20 protein-coding genes are annotated in these 18180 nt (G+C 64.8%); 8 read left to right on the top strand and 12 right to left on the bottom strand.

What is annotated here, in order from left to right:
• Positions 1-57 precede the first annotated feature (57 nt).
• The gene (locus AB688_RS09595; protein WP_063543684.1) at positions 58-933 is read left to right on the top strand and encodes a DMT family transporter; all 876 of its coding nucleotides are present in this window, start codon (positions 58-60) and stop codon (positions 931-933) included.
• 23 nt (positions 934-956) lie between these two features.
• Here AB688_RS09595 and AB688_RS09590 read toward each other — a convergent pair whose 3' ends face one another.
• From AB688_RS09590 to cysK, 4 genes are all read right to left on the bottom strand, one after another.
• Positions 957-1838 carry a DMT family transporter gene (locus AB688_RS09590; RefSeq protein WP_054895016.1) on the bottom strand — a complete coding sequence of 294 codons (882 nt, stop codon included), beginning with the start codon at positions 1836-1838 and terminating at the stop codon, positions 957-959.
• A gap of 113 nt (positions 1839-1951) precedes the next feature.
• Positions 1952-2113 (bottom strand): hypothetical protein, encoded by a 162-nt coding sequence (locus tag AB688_RS26995; RefSeq protein ID WP_176717845.1) that lies wholly within the window; start codon positions 2111-2113, stop codon positions 1952-1954.
• A gap of 120 nt (positions 2114-2233) precedes the next feature.
• Entirely contained in the window at positions 2234-3169 is a 936-nt protein-coding gene (locus AB688_RS09585; protein ID WP_063543682.1) for an aspartyl/asparaginyl beta-hydroxylase domain-containing protein, read from the bottom strand.
• A gap of 164 nt (positions 3170-3333) precedes the next feature.
• Positions 3334-4308 (bottom strand): cysteine synthase A, encoded by a 975-nt coding sequence (gene cysK, locus AB688_RS09580; RefSeq protein ID WP_063543680.1) that lies wholly within the window; start codon positions 4306-4308, stop codon positions 3334-3336.
• 135 nt (positions 4309-4443) lie between these two features.
• On the opposite strand from cysK, the gene AB688_RS09575 reads away from it, so the two are divergent.
• From AB688_RS09575 to AB688_RS09565, 3 genes are all read left to right on the top strand, one after another.
• Entirely contained in the window at positions 4444-5517 is a 1074-nt protein-coding gene (locus AB688_RS09575; protein WP_063543678.1) for a DUF748 domain-containing protein, read from the top strand.
• 210 nt (positions 5518-5727) lie between these two features.
• On the top strand, positions 5728-6573 hold the full coding sequence (locus tag AB688_RS09570) for an AAA family ATPase (protein WP_054895020.1): 846 nt from the start codon (positions 5728-5730) through the stop codon (positions 6571-6573).
• A 10-nt stretch (positions 6574-6583) separates the two neighbouring features.
• Positions 6584-7762, top strand: a complete 1179-nt coding sequence (locus tag AB688_RS09565; RefSeq protein ID WP_054895021.1) for a vWA domain-containing protein — start codon at positions 6584-6586, stop codon at positions 7760-7762.
• 105 nt (positions 7763-7867) lie between these two features.
• On the opposite strand, the gene AB688_RS09560 is transcribed toward AB688_RS09565, so the two are convergent.
• Genes AB688_RS09560 through AB688_RS09545 form a run of 4 tightly spaced genes read right to left on the bottom strand, consistent with a single transcriptional unit; the run spans position 7868 to position 11560 of the window.
• Entirely contained in the window at positions 7868-8785 is a 918-nt protein-coding gene (locus AB688_RS09560) for a biotin-dependent carboxyltransferase family protein (protein ID WP_063543676.1), read from the bottom strand.
• Positions 8782-9477 (bottom strand): 5-oxoprolinase subunit PxpB, encoded by a 696-nt coding sequence (gene pxpB, locus AB688_RS09555; RefSeq protein ID WP_063543674.1) that lies wholly within the window; start codon positions 9475-9477, stop codon positions 8782-8784. Before pxpB ends, AB688_RS09560 begins: the two co-directional genes overlap by 4 nt.
• 10 nt (positions 9478-9487) lie before the next feature.
• On the bottom strand, positions 9488-10264 hold the full coding sequence (locus AB688_RS09550) for a 5-oxoprolinase subunit PxpA (RefSeq protein ID WP_063543672.1): 777 nt from the start codon (positions 10262-10264) through the stop codon (positions 9488-9490).
• A 9-nt stretch (positions 10265-10273) separates the two neighbouring features.
• On the bottom strand, positions 10274-11560 hold the full coding sequence (locus AB688_RS09545; RefSeq protein WP_063546681.1) for an MFS transporter: 1287 nt from the start codon (positions 11558-11560) through the stop codon (positions 10274-10276).
• A gap of 150 nt (positions 11561-11710) precedes the next feature.
• On the opposite strand from AB688_RS09545, the gene AB688_RS09540 reads away from it, so the two are divergent.
• The gene (locus AB688_RS09540) at positions 11711-12622 is read left to right on the top strand and encodes a LysR family transcriptional regulator (RefSeq protein ID WP_063543670.1); all 912 of its coding nucleotides are present in this window, start codon (positions 11711-11713) and stop codon (positions 12620-12622) included.
• 181 nt (positions 12623-12803) lie between these two features.
• Here AB688_RS09540 and AB688_RS09535 read toward each other — a convergent pair whose 3' ends face one another.
• Genes AB688_RS09535 through AB688_RS09525 form a run of 3 tightly spaced genes read right to left on the bottom strand, consistent with a single transcriptional unit; the run spans position 12804 to position 14625 of the window.
• Positions 12804-13325, bottom strand: coding sequence for a DUF2937 family protein (locus tag AB688_RS09535; RefSeq protein WP_063543668.1), 522 nt, complete (start codon positions 13323-13325; stop codon positions 12804-12806).
• A 9-nt stretch (positions 13326-13334) separates the two neighbouring features.
• A complete protein-coding gene (locus tag AB688_RS09530; RefSeq protein WP_054895027.1) occupies positions 13335-14102 on the bottom strand; it encodes a class II glutamine amidotransferase in 768 nt (255 codons plus the stop codon).
• A gap of 16 nt (positions 14103-14118) precedes the next feature.
• Entirely contained in the window at positions 14119-14625 is a 507-nt protein-coding gene (locus tag AB688_RS09525) for a hypothetical protein (RefSeq protein WP_063543666.1), read from the bottom strand.
• 170 nt (positions 14626-14795) lie between these two features.
• On the opposite strand from AB688_RS09525, the gene AB688_RS09520 reads away from it, so the two are divergent.
• Both AB688_RS09520 and AB688_RS09515 read left to right on the top strand, forming a co-directional pair.
• On the top strand, positions 14796-16838 hold the full coding sequence (locus tag AB688_RS09520) for a S9 family peptidase (protein WP_063543664.1): 2043 nt from the start codon (positions 14796-14798) through the stop codon (positions 16836-16838).
• Positions 16839-16937: 99 nt separating this feature from the next.
• Positions 16938-17411, top strand: coding sequence for a cyclic nucleotide-binding domain-containing protein (locus AB688_RS09515; protein WP_063543662.1), 474 nt, complete (start codon positions 16938-16940; stop codon positions 17409-17411).
• On the opposite strand, the gene AB688_RS09510 is transcribed toward AB688_RS09515, so the two are convergent.
• Entirely contained in the window at positions 17408-17677 is a 270-nt protein-coding gene (locus AB688_RS09510; RefSeq protein WP_054895031.1) for a hypothetical protein, read from the bottom strand. The genes AB688_RS09515 and AB688_RS09510 overlap by 4 nt on opposite strands.
• A gap of 131 nt (positions 17678-17808) precedes the next feature.
• On the opposite strand from AB688_RS09510, the gene AB688_RS09505 reads away from it, so the two are divergent.
• A complete protein-coding gene (locus AB688_RS09505; protein ID WP_063543660.1) occupies positions 17809-18180 on the top strand; it encodes a YajD family HNH nuclease in 372 nt (123 codons plus the stop codon).

Below are 18180 nucleotides of genomic sequence, written 5' to 3'. Positions count from 1 at the left end.
GAAACGCCCCGACACCTGACGTACACTCGCGCCCCTGCCCAGAACCCGGAGATACCCGTGAGCCCCATCGCCCTCGCCCGCCTGCTGACCCTTGCTGCCGTCTGGGGTGCGAGCTTCCTGTTCATGCGCATCATCGCCCCTGAACTGGGTACGGTACCGACCGCCTTCTTTCGCGTCTCCATCGCCTGCCTCGGCCTGATCGGCATCCTCGCCGCAGCCAGGGTGCGCTGGGACTTCCAGGGCAAGCTCGGCGCCTGCCTGGTGCTGGGCATGATCAACTCGGGCATTCCGGCGACGTTCTATTCAGTCGCCGCGCAGGTACTGCCAGCGGGGTATTCGGCAATCTTCAACGCCACCACACCCCTGATGGGCGTGCTGATCGGCGCGTTGTTCTTCCGCGAAAGCATGACCCTGCCCAAACTGTGCGGGATCTTCCTTGGCCTGTTCGGCGTCGGCATCCTCAGCGGTGCCGGCCCGGTGGCGCTGGACATGGCCCTGGTGCAAGGCGCCCTGGCGTGCCTTGCGGCGACCACCTGCTATGGCTTCGCCGGCTTTCTCGCCCGCCGCTGGATCGGCGGCCTGGACAGCCGCCTGTCGGCCCTGGGCAGCATGCTGGGAGCGACCTTGCTGCTCAGCCCGCTGTTTGCCTGGAGCGCACTGACCCAACCACCCGCCAGCTGGGGTGGTTGGTCGGTGTGGCTGTCTTTGTTGGGCCTGGGTCTGGTGTGCACGGCCTTCGCCTACATCCTGTACTTCCGCCTGCTCAACGAGATCGGACCCGTCAAGGCCAGTACCGTGACCTTCCTGATTCCGGTGTTCGGGGTGCTGTGGGGGGCGTGGTTGCTGGATGAGCCGCTGTCGATGGCGCACCTGTATGGCGGGGTCCTGATAGCCGCAGCACTGTGGTTGGTGCTGCGGCCGGCGCGTGCCTGAAATCGTACCGCCGCAGGCGGTATTCAGGCCTCGGCCATCTTCACCCCAGGCTTGCGGAACACGAACAGCAACCCCACCACGATCAACCCCATCCCCAGCAGGCTCAGCGGCGCCAGGCGGTTACCGAAGATGAGGAAATCCATCACTGCGGTCACCGCTGGCACCAGGTAGAACAGGCTGGTGACATTGACCAGGTTGCCTCGGGCGATCAACCGGTAGAGCAGCAGCGTCGCCAGCAACGACACCACCAACCCCATCCACAGCAGGGCGCCGACGAAGCTTGCGCTCCATTCGACATGCAGCGGCTGGAACGGCGCAAACACCGCACACAGGGCAAACCCTGCCAGGTATTGCAGCGGCAAGGTTCCCATCGGGTTGTCGGTGATGCGCTTCTGCAGGATCGAGCCGAACGTCATGCTGGTCAGCGCCAGCAAGGCAAACAGCATTCCGGCGAGGGAAACCCCACCCAGGTTGATGCCCTGGTAGACCACCATCACCAACCCGCCAAGCCCCAGACCCAGGCCGAACAAACGGCTCCATGAACGCTGGCGCTCCATCAGCACCACGGTGAGGATCGGTTGCACCCCCATGACCGTGGCCATGACACCAGGGGTGACGTGAGTGTTGAGCGCCAGCAGGTAAAAGATCTGGTATGCACCGAGCAGCACGCAACCGGTCCCCAGGGCGCGCAGGATACCGCCGCGACTGCGCGGCCAGCGCAACCTCAGCAAGGGGCCGATCAGCAACAGCCCTGCCAGGGCCAATGCCGAACGCAGCAGCAGGAAGGCGAAGGGGCTGGCCTGGGCCAGGCCGAGCTTGGAGACGATCGCCCCGCTGCTCCACAGCAGGACGAACAGGCTGGTGGTGGCCGCCGAGGCCACGGATGCTTTCGAAAGGACAGACATGTATTGCCACCTGAATATTGGGCAAGAGCCAAACGGTGGGCGCGCTTCAGCGAGGAAAGAGGCCGACCGTGTTCAGTAGGTTGCGAGTGCGATTGGGCCGGCGAGAACGCCGATCAGCCCAGCACGACCACGCAGCGGGGCGCAGATACGCCGCCGACGACGCCACTGACAGGTGGTGGGTAGTGACTGATCATGGCCGGCTGCTGGCTGCCACGCACGACAACGCCCGCGACAGGCGCGAGAACGAAGGCGGTGGTGGAAGGGCTGGCTGGCATGACAGGTCTTCGGGGAAGTTGAATGTTTCGGAATATATCCGTGAATGCGGAGCTGGGCAACACCCTAGGGTGATCGGACGTCCCTCTTCGCGGCAAGCCCGCGAAGAGGGACGCAGCGAATCAGAACAACCAGCGATACAGCAGATAGGCCACCACCACCGCCAGCACCGGCCGCAGGATGCGGTAGGCCTTGGGGTTGGAGCGCTTGAACTGCTTCACATGGGTGCTGATGCGGTTGCTGAAGCGCTTGCTCCAGGCGTAGGCCTGGTTGATCCCACCCACCCGCTCGTCGTCGGTGTTCTGCGGCGCGGTGGCGCGGCCAAGGAACGCGCTGACCTTGCGGTTGATGCGGGTCATCAGCGGGCTGTTGAGCGGACGCTCGACGTCGCAGAACAGGATCACCCGCGTCACGTCGGTTTCGTTCTTCACCCAGTGCACATAGGTTTCATCGAACATCACATCTTCGCCGTCACGCCAGGCATAGACCTGGCCGTCGACGTAGATGCGGCAGTCGTCTGAGTTGGGCGTGGACAACCCCAGGTGATAGCGCAGGGAGCCGGCAAACGGATCGCGGTGCGGGTTCAGGTGGCTACCGCCAGGCAACAGGGCGAACATTGCACCCTTGACGTTGGGGATACTGCTGACCAGCTCGACGGTACGCGGGCACAGTGCCTCGGCCGACGGCAGTGGCTTGTCGTACCATTTCAGGTAGAACCGCTTCCAGCCCTTCTTGAAGAACGAACCGAAGCCGGCGTCGTTGTCTTTTTCGGCTGCGCGGATATACCCCTCGTCGAACAGGCGCATGGCCTCTTCGCGGATCTCCTGCCAGTTATCCTTGAGCACATCCAGCTCGGGGAAGCGCTGACGGTCCAGGTAAGGTTTGGAAGGCACACCGGAGAACAGGTACATCAGGCTGTTGTAGGGAGCGAACAGCGCCGAATGGTTGACGAACTGGCGCAGTACCGGCAGGCGTGCCTTGCCGCGCAGGTGCACGAACAGCACACTGCCGAAGAACACCAGCAGGACACCCGCCTTGGCGACGAAGGAAAAGGTCATGCAACACTCCTTGAGGGGAAATCAGGCCATCCCCAGATAGCCGGACATGATAAACCCATCGAAGGCCGCTGCAAGTCACAAGCGGCAAGCGCGAGGATGAAGATCGAGGTCGCTTGACCCGGATCAGCACTCCTCGGCTTGCTGACTGCGCTGTCGACCTGACGTTACTGCTGGTTTTCCTGCTCGCTGAACATGTCGCTGAACAACATGCTCGACAGATAACGCTCGCCCGAATCCGGCAGGATCACCACGATGGTCTTGCCCTGCATCTCCGGCTTTTCTGCCAGGCGCACTGCCGCCGCCATCGCCGCGCCGCAGGAAATGCCGCACAGGATCCCTTCCTCCTGCATCAGGCGGATGGCCATGGCCTTGGACTCTTCATCGGTGACTTGCTCGACCTGGTCGACGACCGACAGGTCGAGGTTCTTCGGCACGAAGCCTGCGCCGATGCCCTGGATCTTGTGCGGGCTGGGCTTGAGTTCCTCGCCGGCCAGGGTCTGGCTGATCAGCGGCGAAGCCACCGGCTCCACGGCCACCGACAGCACCGGCTTGCCCTGGGTGTGCTTGATGTAGCGCGACACGCCGGTAATGGTGCCGCCGGTGCCGACACCTGCGACCAGCACGTCAACGGCGCCGTCGGTGTCGTTCCAGATTTCGGGCCCGGTGGTCTTCTCGTGAATTGCGGGGTTGGCGGGGTTTTCGAACTGCCCTGGCTGGAAGTACAGCGCAGGATCGGAGGCGACGATCTCGTTGGCTTTTTCGATCGCCCCTTTCATGCCCTTGGCAGGGTCGGTCAGCACCAGCTCGGCGCCCAGCGCCTTGAGCACCTTGCGCCGCTCCAGGCTCATGGAGGCCGGCATGGTCAGCATCAGCTTGTAGCCGCGCGCCGCAGCGACGAAGGCAAGGCCGATGCCGGTGTTGCCCGAGGTGGGCTCGACAATGGTCATGCCCGGCTTGAGCTTGCCGCTGCCTTCGGCGTCCCAGACCATGTTCGCGCCGATCCGGCACTTCACCGAGTAGCCTGGGTTGCGCCCTTCGATCTTGGCCAGGATGGTCACCCCGCGCGGGGCGATGCGGTTGATCTGCACCAGCGGCGTGTTGCCGATGGAGTGGGCGTTGTCGGCGTAGATACGGCTCATGGCAGGGGTCCTTGAATCGTTGGAAACAGGCGGGAAAGCCTCAAGGGTAAGCCTGCCCCGGCAGCGCGTAAAGCCCGTTCGAACCAAGCCCGGCGCCTGGCGGTCAACCGCACAACCTGCCCTGGAGAGCTTGCGATGAAAGCCCGTTATCGCTGGCCGCTGATCGGCCTGGCCGGCCTGATCGTGCTGCTGGTGGCCCTGCACCTGGCCCTGCCCTACCTGGTACGCGACTACCTCAACGACAAGCTGGCCGACATGGGCGACTACCGCGGCGAGGTCGCCGACGTCGACCTCGCCTGGTGGCGCGGCGCCTACCAGATCAACGGGCTGAAGATCGTCAAGACCACCGGCAAGGTGCCCGTGCCGCTGCTCGATGCGCCGCTGATCGACCTGTCAGTCAGTTGGCATTCGCTGTGGTACGACCAGGCCGTGGTCGCCGAGGTGGCGTTCGTGCGGCCCGAGCTCAACTTCGTCGATGGCGGCAGCAAACAGAACTCGCAGACCGGCCAGGGCACCGACTGGCGCCAGCAACTGGAGAAACTGCTGCCGATTACGCTCAACGAAGTGCGCATCGAAAACGGCACCCTGACCTTTCGCAACTTCAACTCCAAGCCGCCGGTGGACCTCAAGGCAACTCAGCTCCAGGCCAGCATCCGCAACCTGACCAACGTGCGCGACGAAAAAGGCCGACGCGACGCCAGCTTCGAGGCCGACGCGCTGATTGCCGGCGATGCCAAGGTCGAAAGCCGCGCCGCCTTCGACCCGTTCAGCGACTTCGACGACTTCGAATTCCGTCTGCGCGCCACCGGCATCGAACTGCGCCGGCTCAACGACTTCGCCAGTGCCTATGGCAAGTTCGACTTCAATGCCGGGCATGGTGACGTGGTGATCGAGGCCCAGGCCGAGAACGGTAGGCTCAATGGCTATATCAAGCCGTTGCTGCGCGATGTCGATGTGTTCGACTGGCAGCAGGATGTCGAAGACAAGGACAAAGGCTTCTTCCGCTCGATCTGGGAGGCGGTGGTCGGTGCCAGTGAAACGGTGCTGAAGAACCAGCCGAAGAATCAGTTCGCCACCCGCGTCGAACTCAGCGGCAGTGTGCATCAACAGAACATCAGCGCATTCGAGGCGTTCCTGCAGATATTGCGCAATGGTTTCGTCCAGGCATTCAACGCCCGCTACGAGCAGCCGCCGCCCAAGACTGACTGAAACGCGGGTGACGGGCCATTCAGCGACTGAATACCCGGTCTGCGTTTGCAGCGGCCTGGGGCCGCGTTATAGTCGGGGCACATCATAGACATGAGTTCTCGGTGTCGGCCTTTTCGCGGGCAAGCCCGCTCCCACAAGGTACTCTCCCCTGTGGGAGTGGGCTTGTCCCGCGATGAGGCCGCCATCGACACCCCGCAGAGGATCGGCTCCATGAAATTCGAAGGCACCCGCAACTACGTCGCCACCGACGACCTGAAGCTGGCGGTCAACGCGGCCATCACCCTCGAACGCCCGCTGCTGGTCAAGGGCGAGCCAGGCACCGGCAAGACCATGCTGGCCGAGCAATTGGCCGAATCTTTCGGTGCACGCCTGATCACCTGGCACATCAAGTCCACCACCAAGGCCCACCAAGGCCTCTACGAGTACGATGCGGTGAGCCGCCTGCGCGACTCGCAACTGGGCGTGGACAAGGTCCACGACGTGCGCAACTACCTGAAGAAAGGCAAGCTGTGGGAAGCCTTCGAGGCCGATGAGCGCGTCATCCTGCTGATCGACGAGATCGACAAGGCCGACATCGAGTTCCCCAACGACCTGCTGCAGGAACTCGACAAGATGGAGTTCTACGTCTACGAAATCGACGAGACCATCAAGGCGAAACAGCGCCCGATCATCATCATCACCTCCAACAACGAAAAGGAGCTGCCCGACGCCTTCCTGCGCCGCTGCTTCTTCCACTACATCGCCTTCCCCGACCGCGAGACCCTGCAGCGCATCGTCGATGTGCACTACCCGAACATCAAGCAGTCGCTGGTCAGCGAGGCGCTGGACGTATTCTTCGACGTGCGCAAGGTGCCGGGCCTGAAGAAGAAGCCCTCCACTTCCGAGCTGGTCGATTGGCTCAAGCTGCTGATGGCCGACAACATCGGTGAGGCGGTGCTGCGCGAGCGTGATCCGACCAAGGCCATCCCGCCGCTGGCCGGTGCCCTGGTCAAGAACGAACAGGACGTACAACTGCTGGAGCGCCTGGCCTTCATGAGCCGTCGCGGCAACCGCTGAGGGGCTGGCCATGCTGCTCAACCTGTTCAATGAAATGCGCGCGGCCAAGGTGCCGGTGTCGGTGCGCGAACTGCTCGACCTGCTCAACGCCCTGCAACAGCGCGTGGTATTCGCCGACATGGACGAGTTCTACTATCTGGCGCGGGCAATCCTGGTCAAGGACGAGCGCCATTTCGACAAGTTCGACCGCGCCTTCTCGGCCTATTTCAAGGGCCTGGAAAACCTCGACCGCCACCTGGAAGCGCTGATCCCCGAAGAATGGCTGCGCAAGGAGTTCGAACGCTCGCTCAGCGATGAAGAGCGCGCGCAGATCCAGTCGCTCGGCGGGCTCGACAAACTGATCGAGGAGTTCAAGAAGCGTCTCGAGGAACAGAAGGAACGCCACGCCGGCGGCAACAAGTGGATCGGCACCGGCGGCACCAGTCCGTTCGGCTCCGGCGGTTTCAACCCCGAAGGCATTCGCGTCGGCGAGGCCGGCAAGCGTCAGGGCAAGGCGGTCAAGGTGTGGGACCAGCGCGAGTACAAGAACCTCGACGACCAGGTCGAGCTGGGCACGCGCAACATCAAGCTGGCCCTGCGCCGCCTGCGCAAGTTCGCCCGCGAAGGCGCCGCCGAGGAGCTCGACATCGACGGCACCATCGATCACACCGCCCGCGATGCCGGGCTGTTGAACATCCAGATGCGCCCGGAGCGGCGCAACACGGTCAAGCTGCTGTTGCTGTTCGATATCGGCGGCTCGATGGATGCCCATGTGAAAGTCTGCGAAGAGCTGTTCTCGGCCTGCAAGACCGAGTTCAAGCATCTGGAGTACTACTACTTCCACAACTTCGTCTACGAATCGGTGTGGAAGAACAACCTGCGCCGCACCTCCGAGCGGTTTTCCACCTTCGATCTGCTGCACAAGTACGGCGATGACTACAAGGTGGTGTTCGTCGGCGATGCGGCGATGGCGCCGTACGAGATCACCCAGCCGGGCGGCAGCGTCGAGCACTGGAACGAAGAGGCCGGGTACGTGTGGATGCAGCGCTTCATGGAGAAATTCAGGAAGATCGTCTGGATCAACCCCTACCCCAAGCAGACCTGGAACTACACCGCGTCCACCCAATTGGTGCGCGAGCTGGTCGAGGACCGGATGTTCCCGCTGACCTTGCAGGGGTTGGAGGAAGCGATGAGGTATCTGTCCAAGTAGCCTGTACCGACCCTATCGCGGGGCAAGCCTGCAGGCACCCTACCGCCCCTGCGAACAGTGGGGAATCTGTGGGCGCGGGCTTGCCCCGCGATAGGGCCCGATAGCTCACGCCCAGCGCTGCAGATACCCCTGCTGCTCCCGCCACGCCGTCTCCTGCACCACCGCCCTGAACCGCACCACCGCCCCTGGCATGCACTGCGCCAGCTGTGCCAACGCCAGTGGCGTCAAGGCCCCCAGGCGCGGATAGCCGCCAATGGTCTGGCGATCATTGAGCAGCACGATCGGCTGACCATCCGGCGGCACCTGCACCGCCCCCAACGGAATCCCCTCGGAAATCATCGGCGCACCCTGGTAGACCAGTTGCGGCCCCAGCAGGCGGCTGCCCATGCGATCGGCACGGCTGTCCAGCGTCCATTCGCTGTTGAAGGCCTCGAACAGGCTGGTGCCGCTGAAGTCGCCGATCTGTGCGCCCATCACTAGGTCCAGTACCGGCTTGGCCGGATATTCCGGGCGCAGGGCTTCGGGCACTTCACGCAAGGCCGGTGCGCCCTCGGCAAAGCGCAGAGCCTGCCCCTTGGCCAGCGCCTCGCCGCGCCCCTCGATGCCCCCCAGCGCTTCACGCGCCACCGTCGAACAACTGCCCAGCACGGCTTCGCCGACGAAACCGCCAGGGGCGGCCAGGTAGGCACGCACACCCTGGCGTGGTTGCCGCAGCGTCAGGCGTTGGCCCTTGTGCAGGGCGAAGCTGCGCCAGGGCGCCAGCGGCTGGTCGTCGACCCTGGCGTCCAGGTCGGCGCCGGCCAGGGCCAGCACACAGTCCTGCTCGGCGAGCAGGCTCAAACCACCCAGCGCCACCTCCACCACGGGCGCGTCCAGGGCGTTGCCCAGCAGCCAGTTGGCCCAGTTCATCGCCACCCAGTCCAGCGCCCCGCCCTGGGTCACGCCCAGATGCCGCACACCCAGGCGCCCGGCGTCCTGTAGCTGGCACAGCGCGGTGCTGGCTTCGATCCTCAACTGCGTCATGCCAGCGCCTCCAAAGGACGGTCATCCCCGCCCAATGCCATGAATTCGGTGTGCGACACCGCCACGAAACGTACCCGGTCACCCGGCTGCAGCAAGCTGTAGCCATCACGTTCGCGGTCGAACAGACGCACTGGCGTACGCCCGATCAGGTTCCAGCCACCCGGCGACACCGCAGGATAGGCCGCCGTCTGCCGCTCGGCGATGCCCACGCTACCGGCCGCAACGCGCTTGCGCGGCGTGCTCAGGCGTGGCGTGGCCAGGCGTTCGTCCACCAGCCCCATGAACCCGAACCCCGGTGCAAAACCCAGGGCGAACACCGGGTAGTCACGCGCGCAGTGCAGGCCAATCACCTCGTCTTCGCTCAGGCCGCTGCGCGCAGCCAGCAGCGCCAGCTCCGGGCCGACACTGGCGTGGTACCACACCGGAATCTCGTGACGCCGACCACTGTGGCCTGCATCCGGCTGCAAACCTTCCAGCGCCTGGCCAATTCGCGCGCGCGCCTCCCCTGGCGCCAGGTTCGACTGCAGCATCAGGGTGGTGTAGGACGGTACCAGGTCGACCAGGTGCTCACCGAACGCTGCACGCAGGCGCTGGTTGGCGGCGAGGATCCACGGCATGTTGGCCTCGTCGATGGTGTCGAACAGCCGCACCATCAGGCTATCGATCGCCACCACTTCGATACGTGGCTTCATCGCGACATCCTCATGCCTGCAACGCATCGAGGGCCTGGCGGATCTGCCGCACCGCAGCCACCGAGCTTTCGTTGTCGCCATGCACGCACAAGGTGGCGGCATCGAGGCGCAGCGCGCTGCCGTCGTTGGCCACCAGGGCCTCGCCACGCGCCAGGCGCACCGCCTGCTCGACCACCAGGGCCGGGTCATGGTGTACGGCGCCGGGCAGGCGGCGCGACACCAGGTGGCCGCTGGCGGTGTAGGCGCGGTCAGCGAACGCTTCGAACCACAACGGCACCCCGATCTCGTCGCCCAGGGCCTGTGCAGCACTGTCGTCGGCGGTGGCCATCAGCATCAGCGGCAGGCCGGCGTCGTAGGCGGCCACGGCTTCGAGCACCGCACGCAACTTCTGCGGGTCGGCCATCATGTCGTTGTACAGCGCGCCATGCGGCTTGACGTAGGCCACACGACCACCGAGCACCTTGCAGATGCCCTCCAGGGCGCCGATCTGGTAGTGCAGCAGGTCGCGAATCTCGTCGTCGCTGCAGGCCATCGAACGGCGGCCGAAGCCGACCAGGTCCGGGTAGGCCGGGTGCGCGCCGATGGTCACGCCATGCTGCAGCGCCAGGGCCACGGTGCGGCGCATGGTGCCGGGATCGCCGGCATGGTAGCCGCAGGCGATGTTGGCGCAGTCCACGAAGGGCATGACCTCGGCATCCAGGCCCATGCGCCAGTTGCCGAAACTCTCGCCCATGTCGCAATTGAGAAGCAGGCGGTTCACCTGTCGAACTCCTGTTGTGCTGTTCATAGGTCTACCTTAACGCGCCTTCAGTTCTTTGCCGCGGGTTTCTGGCAGGCTCAGGGCGGCGACGATCACGATGCCATAGGACACCGCAGCGAATGCGCCGATGCCCAGGCCCAACGGGATCTTCTCGCCCAGCAGGCCGATCAGCAGCGGGAACATCGCCGCCAGCACCTTGCCGACGTTGTAGCAGAAGCCCTGCCCCGAGCCGCGGATGCGCGTGGGGAACAGTTCGGTGAGGAAAGCCCCCATGCCACTGAAGATGCCAGACGCGAAGAAGCCCAGCGGGAAGCCCAGCCACAGCATCACGCCGTCACTGACCGGCACCTGCGTGTACAGCAGGACGATGACGAACGAACCCACCGCGAACAGGATGAAATTCTTGCGACGCCCCAGCAGGTCGCTGAGGTAGGCGCTGATCACATAGCCGATGTAGGAACCGACGATGACCATGGCCAGGTAGCCGCCGGTGCCCAGCACGCTCAGGCCGCGCTCGTTCTTGAGAAAGGTCGGCAGCCACGAGGTGATGGCGTAGTAGCCACCCAGGGCGCCGGTGGTCAGCAACGAAGCGCGGATCGTGGTCCAGAGCATGCCGGAGGCGAAGATTTCGTAGAAGTGCGAAGGCGCTTCGGGCTTTTCTGCACGCTTGGCTTCGCGGTAGACCTCCGGGTCCTTGACCATGCGGCGTACGAAGATCACGAAGATCGCCGGCAACAGCCCGAGCAGGAACAGTGCACGCCAGGCCTGTTCGGCCGGCAGCCAGGAGAACAACAAGGCGTAGAGGATTGCGGTCAGGCCCCAGCCGATGGCCCAGCCCGATTGCACCATGCCCACGGCCTTGCCGCGGTCCTGGGCGCGGATCACCTCGCCGATCAGCACCGCACCGGCGGTCCACTCGCCACCGAAGCCAAAGCCCATCAAGGTGCGGGCGATCAGCAGCTGCTCGTAGCTCTGGGCGAAGCCGCAGAGGAAGGTGAAGAAGGCGAACCACAGCACGGTCAGTTGCAGGGTGCGTACGCGGCCGATGCGGTCGGAGAGAATACCGGCGACCCAGCCGCCGATGGCCGAGGCGATCAGGGTGCTGGTGTGGATCAGGCCGGCCTCGGCGGTGCTGATGCCCCAGATCATGATCAGGGTGGGGATGACGAAGCTGAGCATCTGCGTGTCCATGCCGTCCAGGCCATAGCCGATCTTGCAGCTCCAGAAGGTACGTCGTTGCTGGGAGTCGATGTCACGGTACCAGGCAAAGGGCCCGCCCGAAGATCGGGTGGGTGCCTGCTGCTGTACGCCGGTAGGGTTCATGGATGCCTCGGCTTGTTGGTATTGTTTGAGGAACGACTGCGTGTTCGCGGCCTGGACGCTATTGTTCAAAGCCCGCGCAACCTGCGTCCAACGAGAAAAACCGTCGGTCTGGAACAAGAAAACCTGATCGCCCAGCCTTGCGAGCACACGATGAACCTGCGATTTCTCGAAACCTTCGTCTGGGTCGCCCGGCTCAAGAGCTTTCGCCTCACCGCCGAGAAGCTGTTCACCACCCAGGCCTCGGTATCCAGCCGCATCGCCGCACTGGAGGCCGACCTCGGCGTGAAGCTGCTGCTGCGCGACTCGCGCGGTGTCAGCCTGACCCCGGAAGGCAGCAAGGTGCTGGAGTACGCCGAGCGCATGCTCGACACCGCCAAGGCGATGAAACAGTCGCTGGGCGGCGAACGGGCGGTGGTCGGCCGGATCCGCCTGGGGGTCATGGACACGGTGATCCACACCTGGATGAGCGCCTTGGTGGCCGAGTTGACCGAGCGCTACCCGCAAGTGGAAATCGAGTTGGTCGCCGACACCTCGCTGAACCTGCGCGACCAGTTGCAGAAGGGGTTTCTCGACGTGATCCTGCAGACCGACCTGCTGCGCCAGGAAAGCATCCGCAGCCTGGACCTGGCGCGCTATCCCATGGGCTGGATCGTCGCCACCGGCTCACCGCACCATCGCGACTATGCGTCGCTGGCAGAACTGGCGCGCGAGCGGATCATCACCTTTTCGCGCAACTCCCGGCCGCATCAGGAGGTGTTCAGTCTGCTGCAGAGCGCGGGGAGCGAGACGCCTCGGCTGAACTGCGTGAACTCGGTGTCGGCAATCACCCGGCTGCTGCGCGATGGCTTCGGTATCGGCGCCCTGCCCCCGGCGCTGGTCGCCGCAGAGCTGGCACGCGGCGAGCTGGTGCTGCTGACGGGGCTGCAGCCACCGCCTAGTCTGGAGTTGGTGGTGTCGTGGCAGACCGGGGTGGAACTGGTCGATGAAGTGGTGGGGTTGTGCCGGCAGGTGCTGGGGCGCTATGCGCAGGATGTGGGGGGGCAGCGGATCGTGCTGGTCTGAGCCGGGGATGTGTCAGTTTCGGCCTCATCGGGGGACCAGCCCGCTCCCACAGGGATTGAGCTGGCCTTTAGATTTTGAACAGGACAGTAACTTCCGCAAGGTGCAACACTGTGAGAGCGGCGGTTCGCCGCTGCGACTCGTCCCGCGATGAGGCCCGCCCCGGCAACAAAATAGCTGCAATCTAGCGCCAGCTTTCCTTCACCGCCCGGCGCCGCCCGCCCAGGATCACCCAGCCGATCCCCAGCAACAGGCTCTCGACCAGGAACGCCAGCAGGAAGCCGCTGGCGATCCCCCAGCCGATCGCCTCGGGCACCAGCAGGATCTGGTAGCTGTAGCCCTTGAGCGTCTCTTCACGCAGCTGCGGATCGGCCTGCGCCAGCACATGCCAACTGCGGCTGGCCCAACTGCCTTGCAGCGCCTGCCATTCGTTTTCCAGCAACTGGTTGCGAATCACCAGGCTTTCGATGCTGTTGGCGTCACTGTTGAACACCGGGTCGTCACTGGTGCGGTAATGGCGCACCAATGCCTGCAGGTCGCCGTTGAAGAAGCGCTCGGCAGTTTCCTGGAAGCCCGCCAGCGCTTCGCGCGACTCGAGCATGTGGGCCTCGACCCGCTGGCTGTAGTCCTTGACCAGCCCAGGCACCTGGACACCGGCCAGCAGGCCGAAAGTGAACAGCAGCAACCGCAGGTAACTTCTGAACATGCTCTGTCCTTAGCCTTTGGCGACGCACTCGCCGTGCCGCCACAGGGCCCATTGACCCGGCTCGTAACGCTGCCAGGTCTCGTTTTCGGTCAGGGCCTCGGTGGCGATCACCGTGACCACGTCATTGGGCGTGGTTTCCGATTGAAAATCCACGATCAGGTCGACATCTTTCAACCGTGCAGCACCAAAAGGCGCGCGCCGGGTGATATGTACCAGCTTGGTCGAACAGAAGCAGAACAGCCAGTCGCCGTCGCTGAGCAAGCAGTTGAACACGCCCTTCGCACGATACCCGGCGCAGGCCTCGACCAGCACCGGCAGCAGCGCCTCGACCTCCACCGGTTCAGGGAATGCCGCACGCACGCGGTTGAGCAGGTCGCAGAAGGCCGCCTCGCTGTCGGTGTCGCCGACCGGGCGGTAGAACGTCTTCTCGCCACTGAAATCGGCGAGCTGGCCATTGTGCGCGAAGCACCAGTTGCGCCCCCAGAGCTCACGCACGAAGGGGTGGGTGTTGGACAGGCAGACCTTGCCGACGTTGGCCTGGCGGATATGGCCAATAACCACTTCGCTCTTGATCGGGTAACGCTGCACCAGGTTGGCCACCTCCGACTCGCTGCTCGCGGCCGGGTCCTGAAACAGGCGCAGGCCACGCCCTTCGTAGAAGGCGATGCCCCAGCCGTCGCGGTGCGGACCGGTACGCCCGCCACGCTGCATCAGGCCGGTGAAGCTGAAGACGATATCGGTGGGAACATTGGCACTCATGCCCAGCAATTCACACATTGGCGAGGGCTCCGTCCTAGATCCGTGGCTCGACGCGGCCGCCACCATTGCCCGGGCGACGCACCGGGGCGGCAGGGGACTCTTCACGGTAGCGATCACGACGATCGGCGACGGGAGCGTCGGCCATCACTGCATCGTCTTCGGCCGCCTGACGCTTGGCGGCGGCCTCGGCCTTCTCGCGGCGCTCGCCAGCCCGTTTTTCCAGTGGCCAGCGCACCAGCACGAACAGCAGGTAAAGGCCGAAGGCGATCATGCCGTACATCGCCAGGTCCGAGGCCGCGCGCCAGGCGTTGTTGCCCACCTTGAACGCCAGGTCCAGGGCAGTAATGGCAACGGCCGGGGCAAAGCTGTCCTTGACCGGATCGACAATGGTGGGGGTGAACAGCAGCACGGCAACGATCACCCGCAGCGGCTCGCGCAGCCAGCGCCACATCCAGCCGGTCAGCTTGAAGGCCACCAGCAGGCAACCCAGGGCGGCGACAGCGTAGAGGCCCCAGGCCAGTGTGTAGTCTTGTTCGATCATGGTGTCCGTGCAAGGCAGGCAAAGAGATGCCTATGATAAACACTTTTACGGGCACAGGCGCCTCTTCCCTCTTGATGCCTGAGCGGCCTCTTCGCGGGCAAGCCCGCGCCTACGGACCTGCGATGCTCGCGAAGAGACCGGCACAGACGCCACCAAACGACGGACATCCCATGCATACCAGACCCAAGCCCCCCATCGCCCGCCCTGCCCAAGCCGCCGATCCCTACGCCTGGCTGCAGGAGCGCGACGCCCCAGAAGTGCTGGCCTACCTGGAGCAGGAAAACACCTACCAGCAAGCCTGCCTCGCCGACCAGGCCGAGCTGCGCGAACAGCTGTTCGAAGAGATCAAGGGCCGTATCCTCGAAACCGACCTGTCGCTCCCCTCCCCCTGGGGTCCCTACCTCTACTACACCCGCACCACGGCGGGCGACGAATACCCGCGCCACTACCGCTGCCCGCGCCCGGCCGACGACAGCAACCGCGTCGACGAAAGCGCCGAGCAACTGCTGCTCGACCCCAACGCCCTGGCCAACGGCGGTTTCCTCGCCCTGGGCGCGTTCAATGTCAGCCCCGATCATCGCCTGCTGGCCTACAGCCTCGACACCAGCGGTGACGAGGTCTACACCCTGTACGTCAAGGACCTGGACAGCGGCAGCGTCGCCACCCTGCCCTTCGACGACTGCGACGGCAGCCTGACCTGGGCCAACGACAGCCGCACGCTGTTCTTCGCCGAACTGGACGACACCCACCGCCCGTGGCGCCTGCGCCGCCACACATCGGGTGAAACCGACGCGAGCACCGTGTTCGAAGAGCCGGACGGGCGTTTCTTCCTGCACTGCTACCGCGCAAGTTCCGAACGCCAGCTGGTGCTGCTGCTCAACAGCAAGACCACCAGCGAAGCCTGGGTGCTCGATGCCGCCACGCCACAGGCCGACTTCACCTGCCTGGCGCCGCGGGTCGAGGGCCACGAATACTTCCCCGACCACGGCCAGCTCGACGGCCAGTGGCGCTGGTTCATCCGCAGCAACCAGGACGGCATCAACTTCGCCCTGTTCCACGCCCCGGCCGACCAAGTGCCCAGCCGCGCACAATGGCAGGTGCTGGTGCCGCACCGTGACGACATCATGCTCGAAGGCCTGAGCCTGAACGCCTCGGCGCTGTCACTGAGCCTGCGTGAGGGCGGCCTGCCGATCATCGAAGTCCGCCCCCAGGGCCTGCCGGCCTATCGCGTCGAACTGCCCGACGCCGCCTACAGCCTCTACGTGCAGGACAGCCTGGAGTTCTCCAGCACACGCATCCGTCTGCGCTACGAAGCGCTCAACCGGCCGGCCCAGGTCCGCCAACTGGAGCTGGCCAGTGGCGAGCAGCAGGTGCTCAAGCAGACCCCGGTCCTCGGTCGCTTCGATGCCGACGACTACGTCAGCCAACGCCTGTGGGCGACCGCCAAGGACGGCACCCAGGTGCCGATCAGCCTGGTGCGCCGCCGTCAGGACCTGGACCGCGAGGTGCCGCTGTACCTCTACGGCTACGGCGCCTATGGCGAGAGCCTCGACCCCTGGTTCTCCCACGCCCGCCTGAGCCTGCTCGAGCGCGGCGTGGCCTTTGCCATCGCCCATGTGCGCGGCGGCGGCGAGCTGGGTGAGGCCTGGTACCGGGCCGGCAAGCAGGAGCACAAGCAGAACAGCTTCGACGACTTCATCGCCTGCGCCGAACACCTGATCGCCCAGGGCGTCACCCGCACCGAGCAACTGGCGATCAGCGGCGGCAGCGCCGGCGGCCTGCTGATGGGCGCAGTGCTCAACCAGCGCCCTGAGCTGTTCCGCTGCGCCATCGCCGAGGTGCCTTTCGTCGATGTGCTCAACACCATGCTCGACCCCGAGCTGCCGCTGACCGTCACCGAGTATGACGAGTGGGGCAACCCCGAGGAGCCTGAGGTGTACGCACGGATCAAGGCCTATGCCCCGTACGAGAACGTCAAGGCCCAGGCTTACCCGGCCATCTTGGTGGTGGCCGGCTACAACGACAGCCGCGTGCAGTACTGGGAGGCGGCCAAGTGGGTAGCGCGCCTGCGCACCTGCAAGACCGACGACAACCTGTTGCTGCTCAAGACCGAAATGGGCGCCGGCCACGGCGGCATGAGCGGGCGCTACCAGGGGCTGAAGGACGTGGCCCTGGAATATGCGTTCGTCTTCAATGAGCTGGGTGTGGTGTAAATCGCGTTTCTTGTTGTCATAGAGTTCTCGCATACCCCGTGGCCTCTCCCACAGGGTATGTGGAAGCTCTCAAATACCGGACGACACGAAGAACAACACATGCCCGACCCAAGCCTCCTCAGCGCCGAAATCCGCGACATGCTCATGGACTGCGGCTTGTTCGACAGCCTGCAGCCCAGCGACTTCCAGGCCGTCGCCGGTTACTTCGCCATCACAGCGATGACCGAGGGCCAGACCATCTTCGCCGAAGGCGACGCCGGCACCTTCATGTGCATCCTGCACCGCGGCGTGGTGTCGGTGCGCAAGACCGACGGCAACGGCCAGCAAGTCGAGATCGCGACCTTGCGCAAGGGCCGGGCCTTCGGCGAAATGGCCGTGCTCGACGGCGAACGGCGCTCGGCCAGTTGCGTGGCGGCCAGTGATTGCCAGTTGCTGACGCTGGGCAAGGACTCGCTGGACAAGATGCTCAACGACGCCCCGCGCATCGCCGCGCGGATCATCCGCGCGCTGGCCGTGGCGCTGTCGAAGCGCCTGCGGATGCAGGACGGCCAGCGTCTCTCGCAACAGGTCTAGTCGTTCTTTTTCGGTGGGTCCTGGGACAGCCCTGGCAACGGCTGGTCCTTTGGCGGCCCAGGCAACGGCATTGGCGGCAGCAACGGCGCGCCGGGCTGGCTGCTGCCGGCCTTCGGTGGTGTGCTCGGGGTAATCTGCGGATAGGGCGTGGGCGTCGGCGTACCCGGTGCACCTGGCACCGGAGTGATGCTTCCCGAAGGCTGCCCGGCGGCATCAGCCAGCGGGGCGGCAAGCAGGAGCAGCGTGGCAAGGATCACAGGCAACATCGGTAACCTCCCGTCCGGAACCTGCCTACAGGCTACGCCCAATTGCGCGCTTTTGCCTGTCCGCCAGGCCCGCAGGCGCGCTAGACTCGATGCATAACCGTCATTGCCCTGATAACGAAAAAGGTAACACCATGAGCTCGCCCTCCAACTCCGCCGCCACCGCCCGCCTCGACCGCATCCTCGCCGACGCCAAGCGCGACAAGGAAATGGGCTACCGCGACAAGGCACTGAAGATGTATCCGCACGTCTGCGGGCGCTGCGCCCGCGAGTTCTCCGGCAAGCGCCTGTCGGAACTGACCGTGCACCACCGCGACCACAACCACGACAACAACCCCCAGGACGGCTCCAACTGGGAGTTGCTGTGCCTGTACTGCCACGACAACGAGCATTCACGCTACACCGACCAGCAGTATTTCGGCGAAGGCTCGCTGAGCACGCCGAAAACCAATGTCGCCACGCACAACCCCTTCGCCGGCCTGGCTGCCCTGATGAAGAAGGACTGA

The organism is Pseudomonas putida (genome assembly GCF_001636055.1).
Taxonomy (GTDB): domain Bacteria; phylum Pseudomonadota; class Gammaproteobacteria; order Pseudomonadales; family Pseudomonadaceae; genus Aquipseudomonas; species Aquipseudomonas machongensis.
The sequence above is the reverse complement of the archived record's forward strand: the minus strand, read 5'-3'. Positions and strand labels throughout refer to the sequence as shown.

Coding starts and splice junctions, on each gene's coding strand:
- AB688_RS09590 (WP_054895016.1), bottom strand. CDS start 1,838: ATGTCTGTCCTTTCGAAAGCATCCGTGGCCTCGGCGGCCACCACCAGC.
- AB688_RS26995 (WP_176717845.1), bottom strand. CDS start 2,113: ATGCCAGCCAGCCCTTCCACCACCGCCTTCGTTCTCGCGCCTGTCGCG.
- AB688_RS09585 (WP_063543682.1), bottom strand. CDS start 3,169: ATGACCTTTTCCTTCGTCGCCAAGGCGGGTGTCCTGCTGGTGTTCTTC.
- cysK (WP_063543680.1), bottom strand. CDS start 4,308: ATGAGCCGTATCTACGCCGACAACGCCCACTCCATCGGCAACACGCCG.
- AB688_RS09575 (WP_063543678.1), top strand. CDS start 4,444: ATGAAAGCCCGTTATCGCTGGCCGCTGATCGGCCTGGCCGGCCTGATC.
- AB688_RS09570 (WP_054895020.1), top strand. CDS start 5,728: ATGAAATTCGAAGGCACCCGCAACTACGTCGCCACCGACGACCTGAAG.
- AB688_RS09565 (WP_054895021.1), top strand. CDS start 6,584: ATGCTGCTCAACCTGTTCAATGAAATGCGCGCGGCCAAGGTGCCGGTG.
- AB688_RS09560 (WP_063543676.1), bottom strand. CDS start 8,785: ATGACGCAGTTGAGGATCGAAGCCAGCACCGCGCTGTGCCAGCTACAG.
- pxpB (WP_063543674.1), bottom strand. CDS start 9,477: ATGAAGCCACGTATCGAAGTGGTGGCGATCGATAGCCTGATGGTGCGG.
- AB688_RS09550 (WP_063543672.1), bottom strand. CDS start 10,264: ATGAACAGCACAACAGGAGTTCGACAGGTGAACCGCCTGCTTCTCAAT.
- AB688_RS09545 (WP_063546681.1), bottom strand. CDS start 11,560: ATGAACCCTACCGGCGTACAGCAGCAGGCACCCACCCGATCTTCGGGC.
- AB688_RS09540 (WP_063543670.1), top strand. CDS start 11,711: ATGAACCTGCGATTTCTCGAAACCTTCGTCTGGGTCGCCCGGCTCAAG.
- AB688_RS09535 (WP_063543668.1), bottom strand. CDS start 13,325: ATGTTCAGAAGTTACCTGCGGTTGCTGCTGTTCACTTTCGGCCTGCTG.
- AB688_RS09530 (WP_054895027.1), bottom strand. CDS start 14,102: ATGTGTGAATTGCTGGGCATGAGTGCCAATGTTCCCACCGATATCGTC.
- AB688_RS09525 (WP_063543666.1), bottom strand. CDS start 14,625: ATGATCGAACAAGACTACACACTGGCCTGGGGCCTCTACGCTGTCGCC.
- AB688_RS09520 (WP_063543664.1), top strand. CDS start 14,796: ATGCATACCAGACCCAAGCCCCCCATCGCCCGCCCTGCCCAAGCCGCC.
- AB688_RS09515 (WP_063543662.1), top strand. CDS start 16,938: ATGCCCGACCCAAGCCTCCTCAGCGCCGAAATCCGCGACATGCTCATG.
- AB688_RS09510 (WP_054895031.1), bottom strand. CDS start 17,677: ATGTTGCCTGTGATCCTTGCCACGCTGCTCCTGCTTGCCGCCCCGCTG.
- AB688_RS09505 (WP_063543660.1), top strand. CDS start 17,809: ATGAGCTCGCCCTCCAACTCCGCCGCCACCGCCCGCCTCGACCGCATC.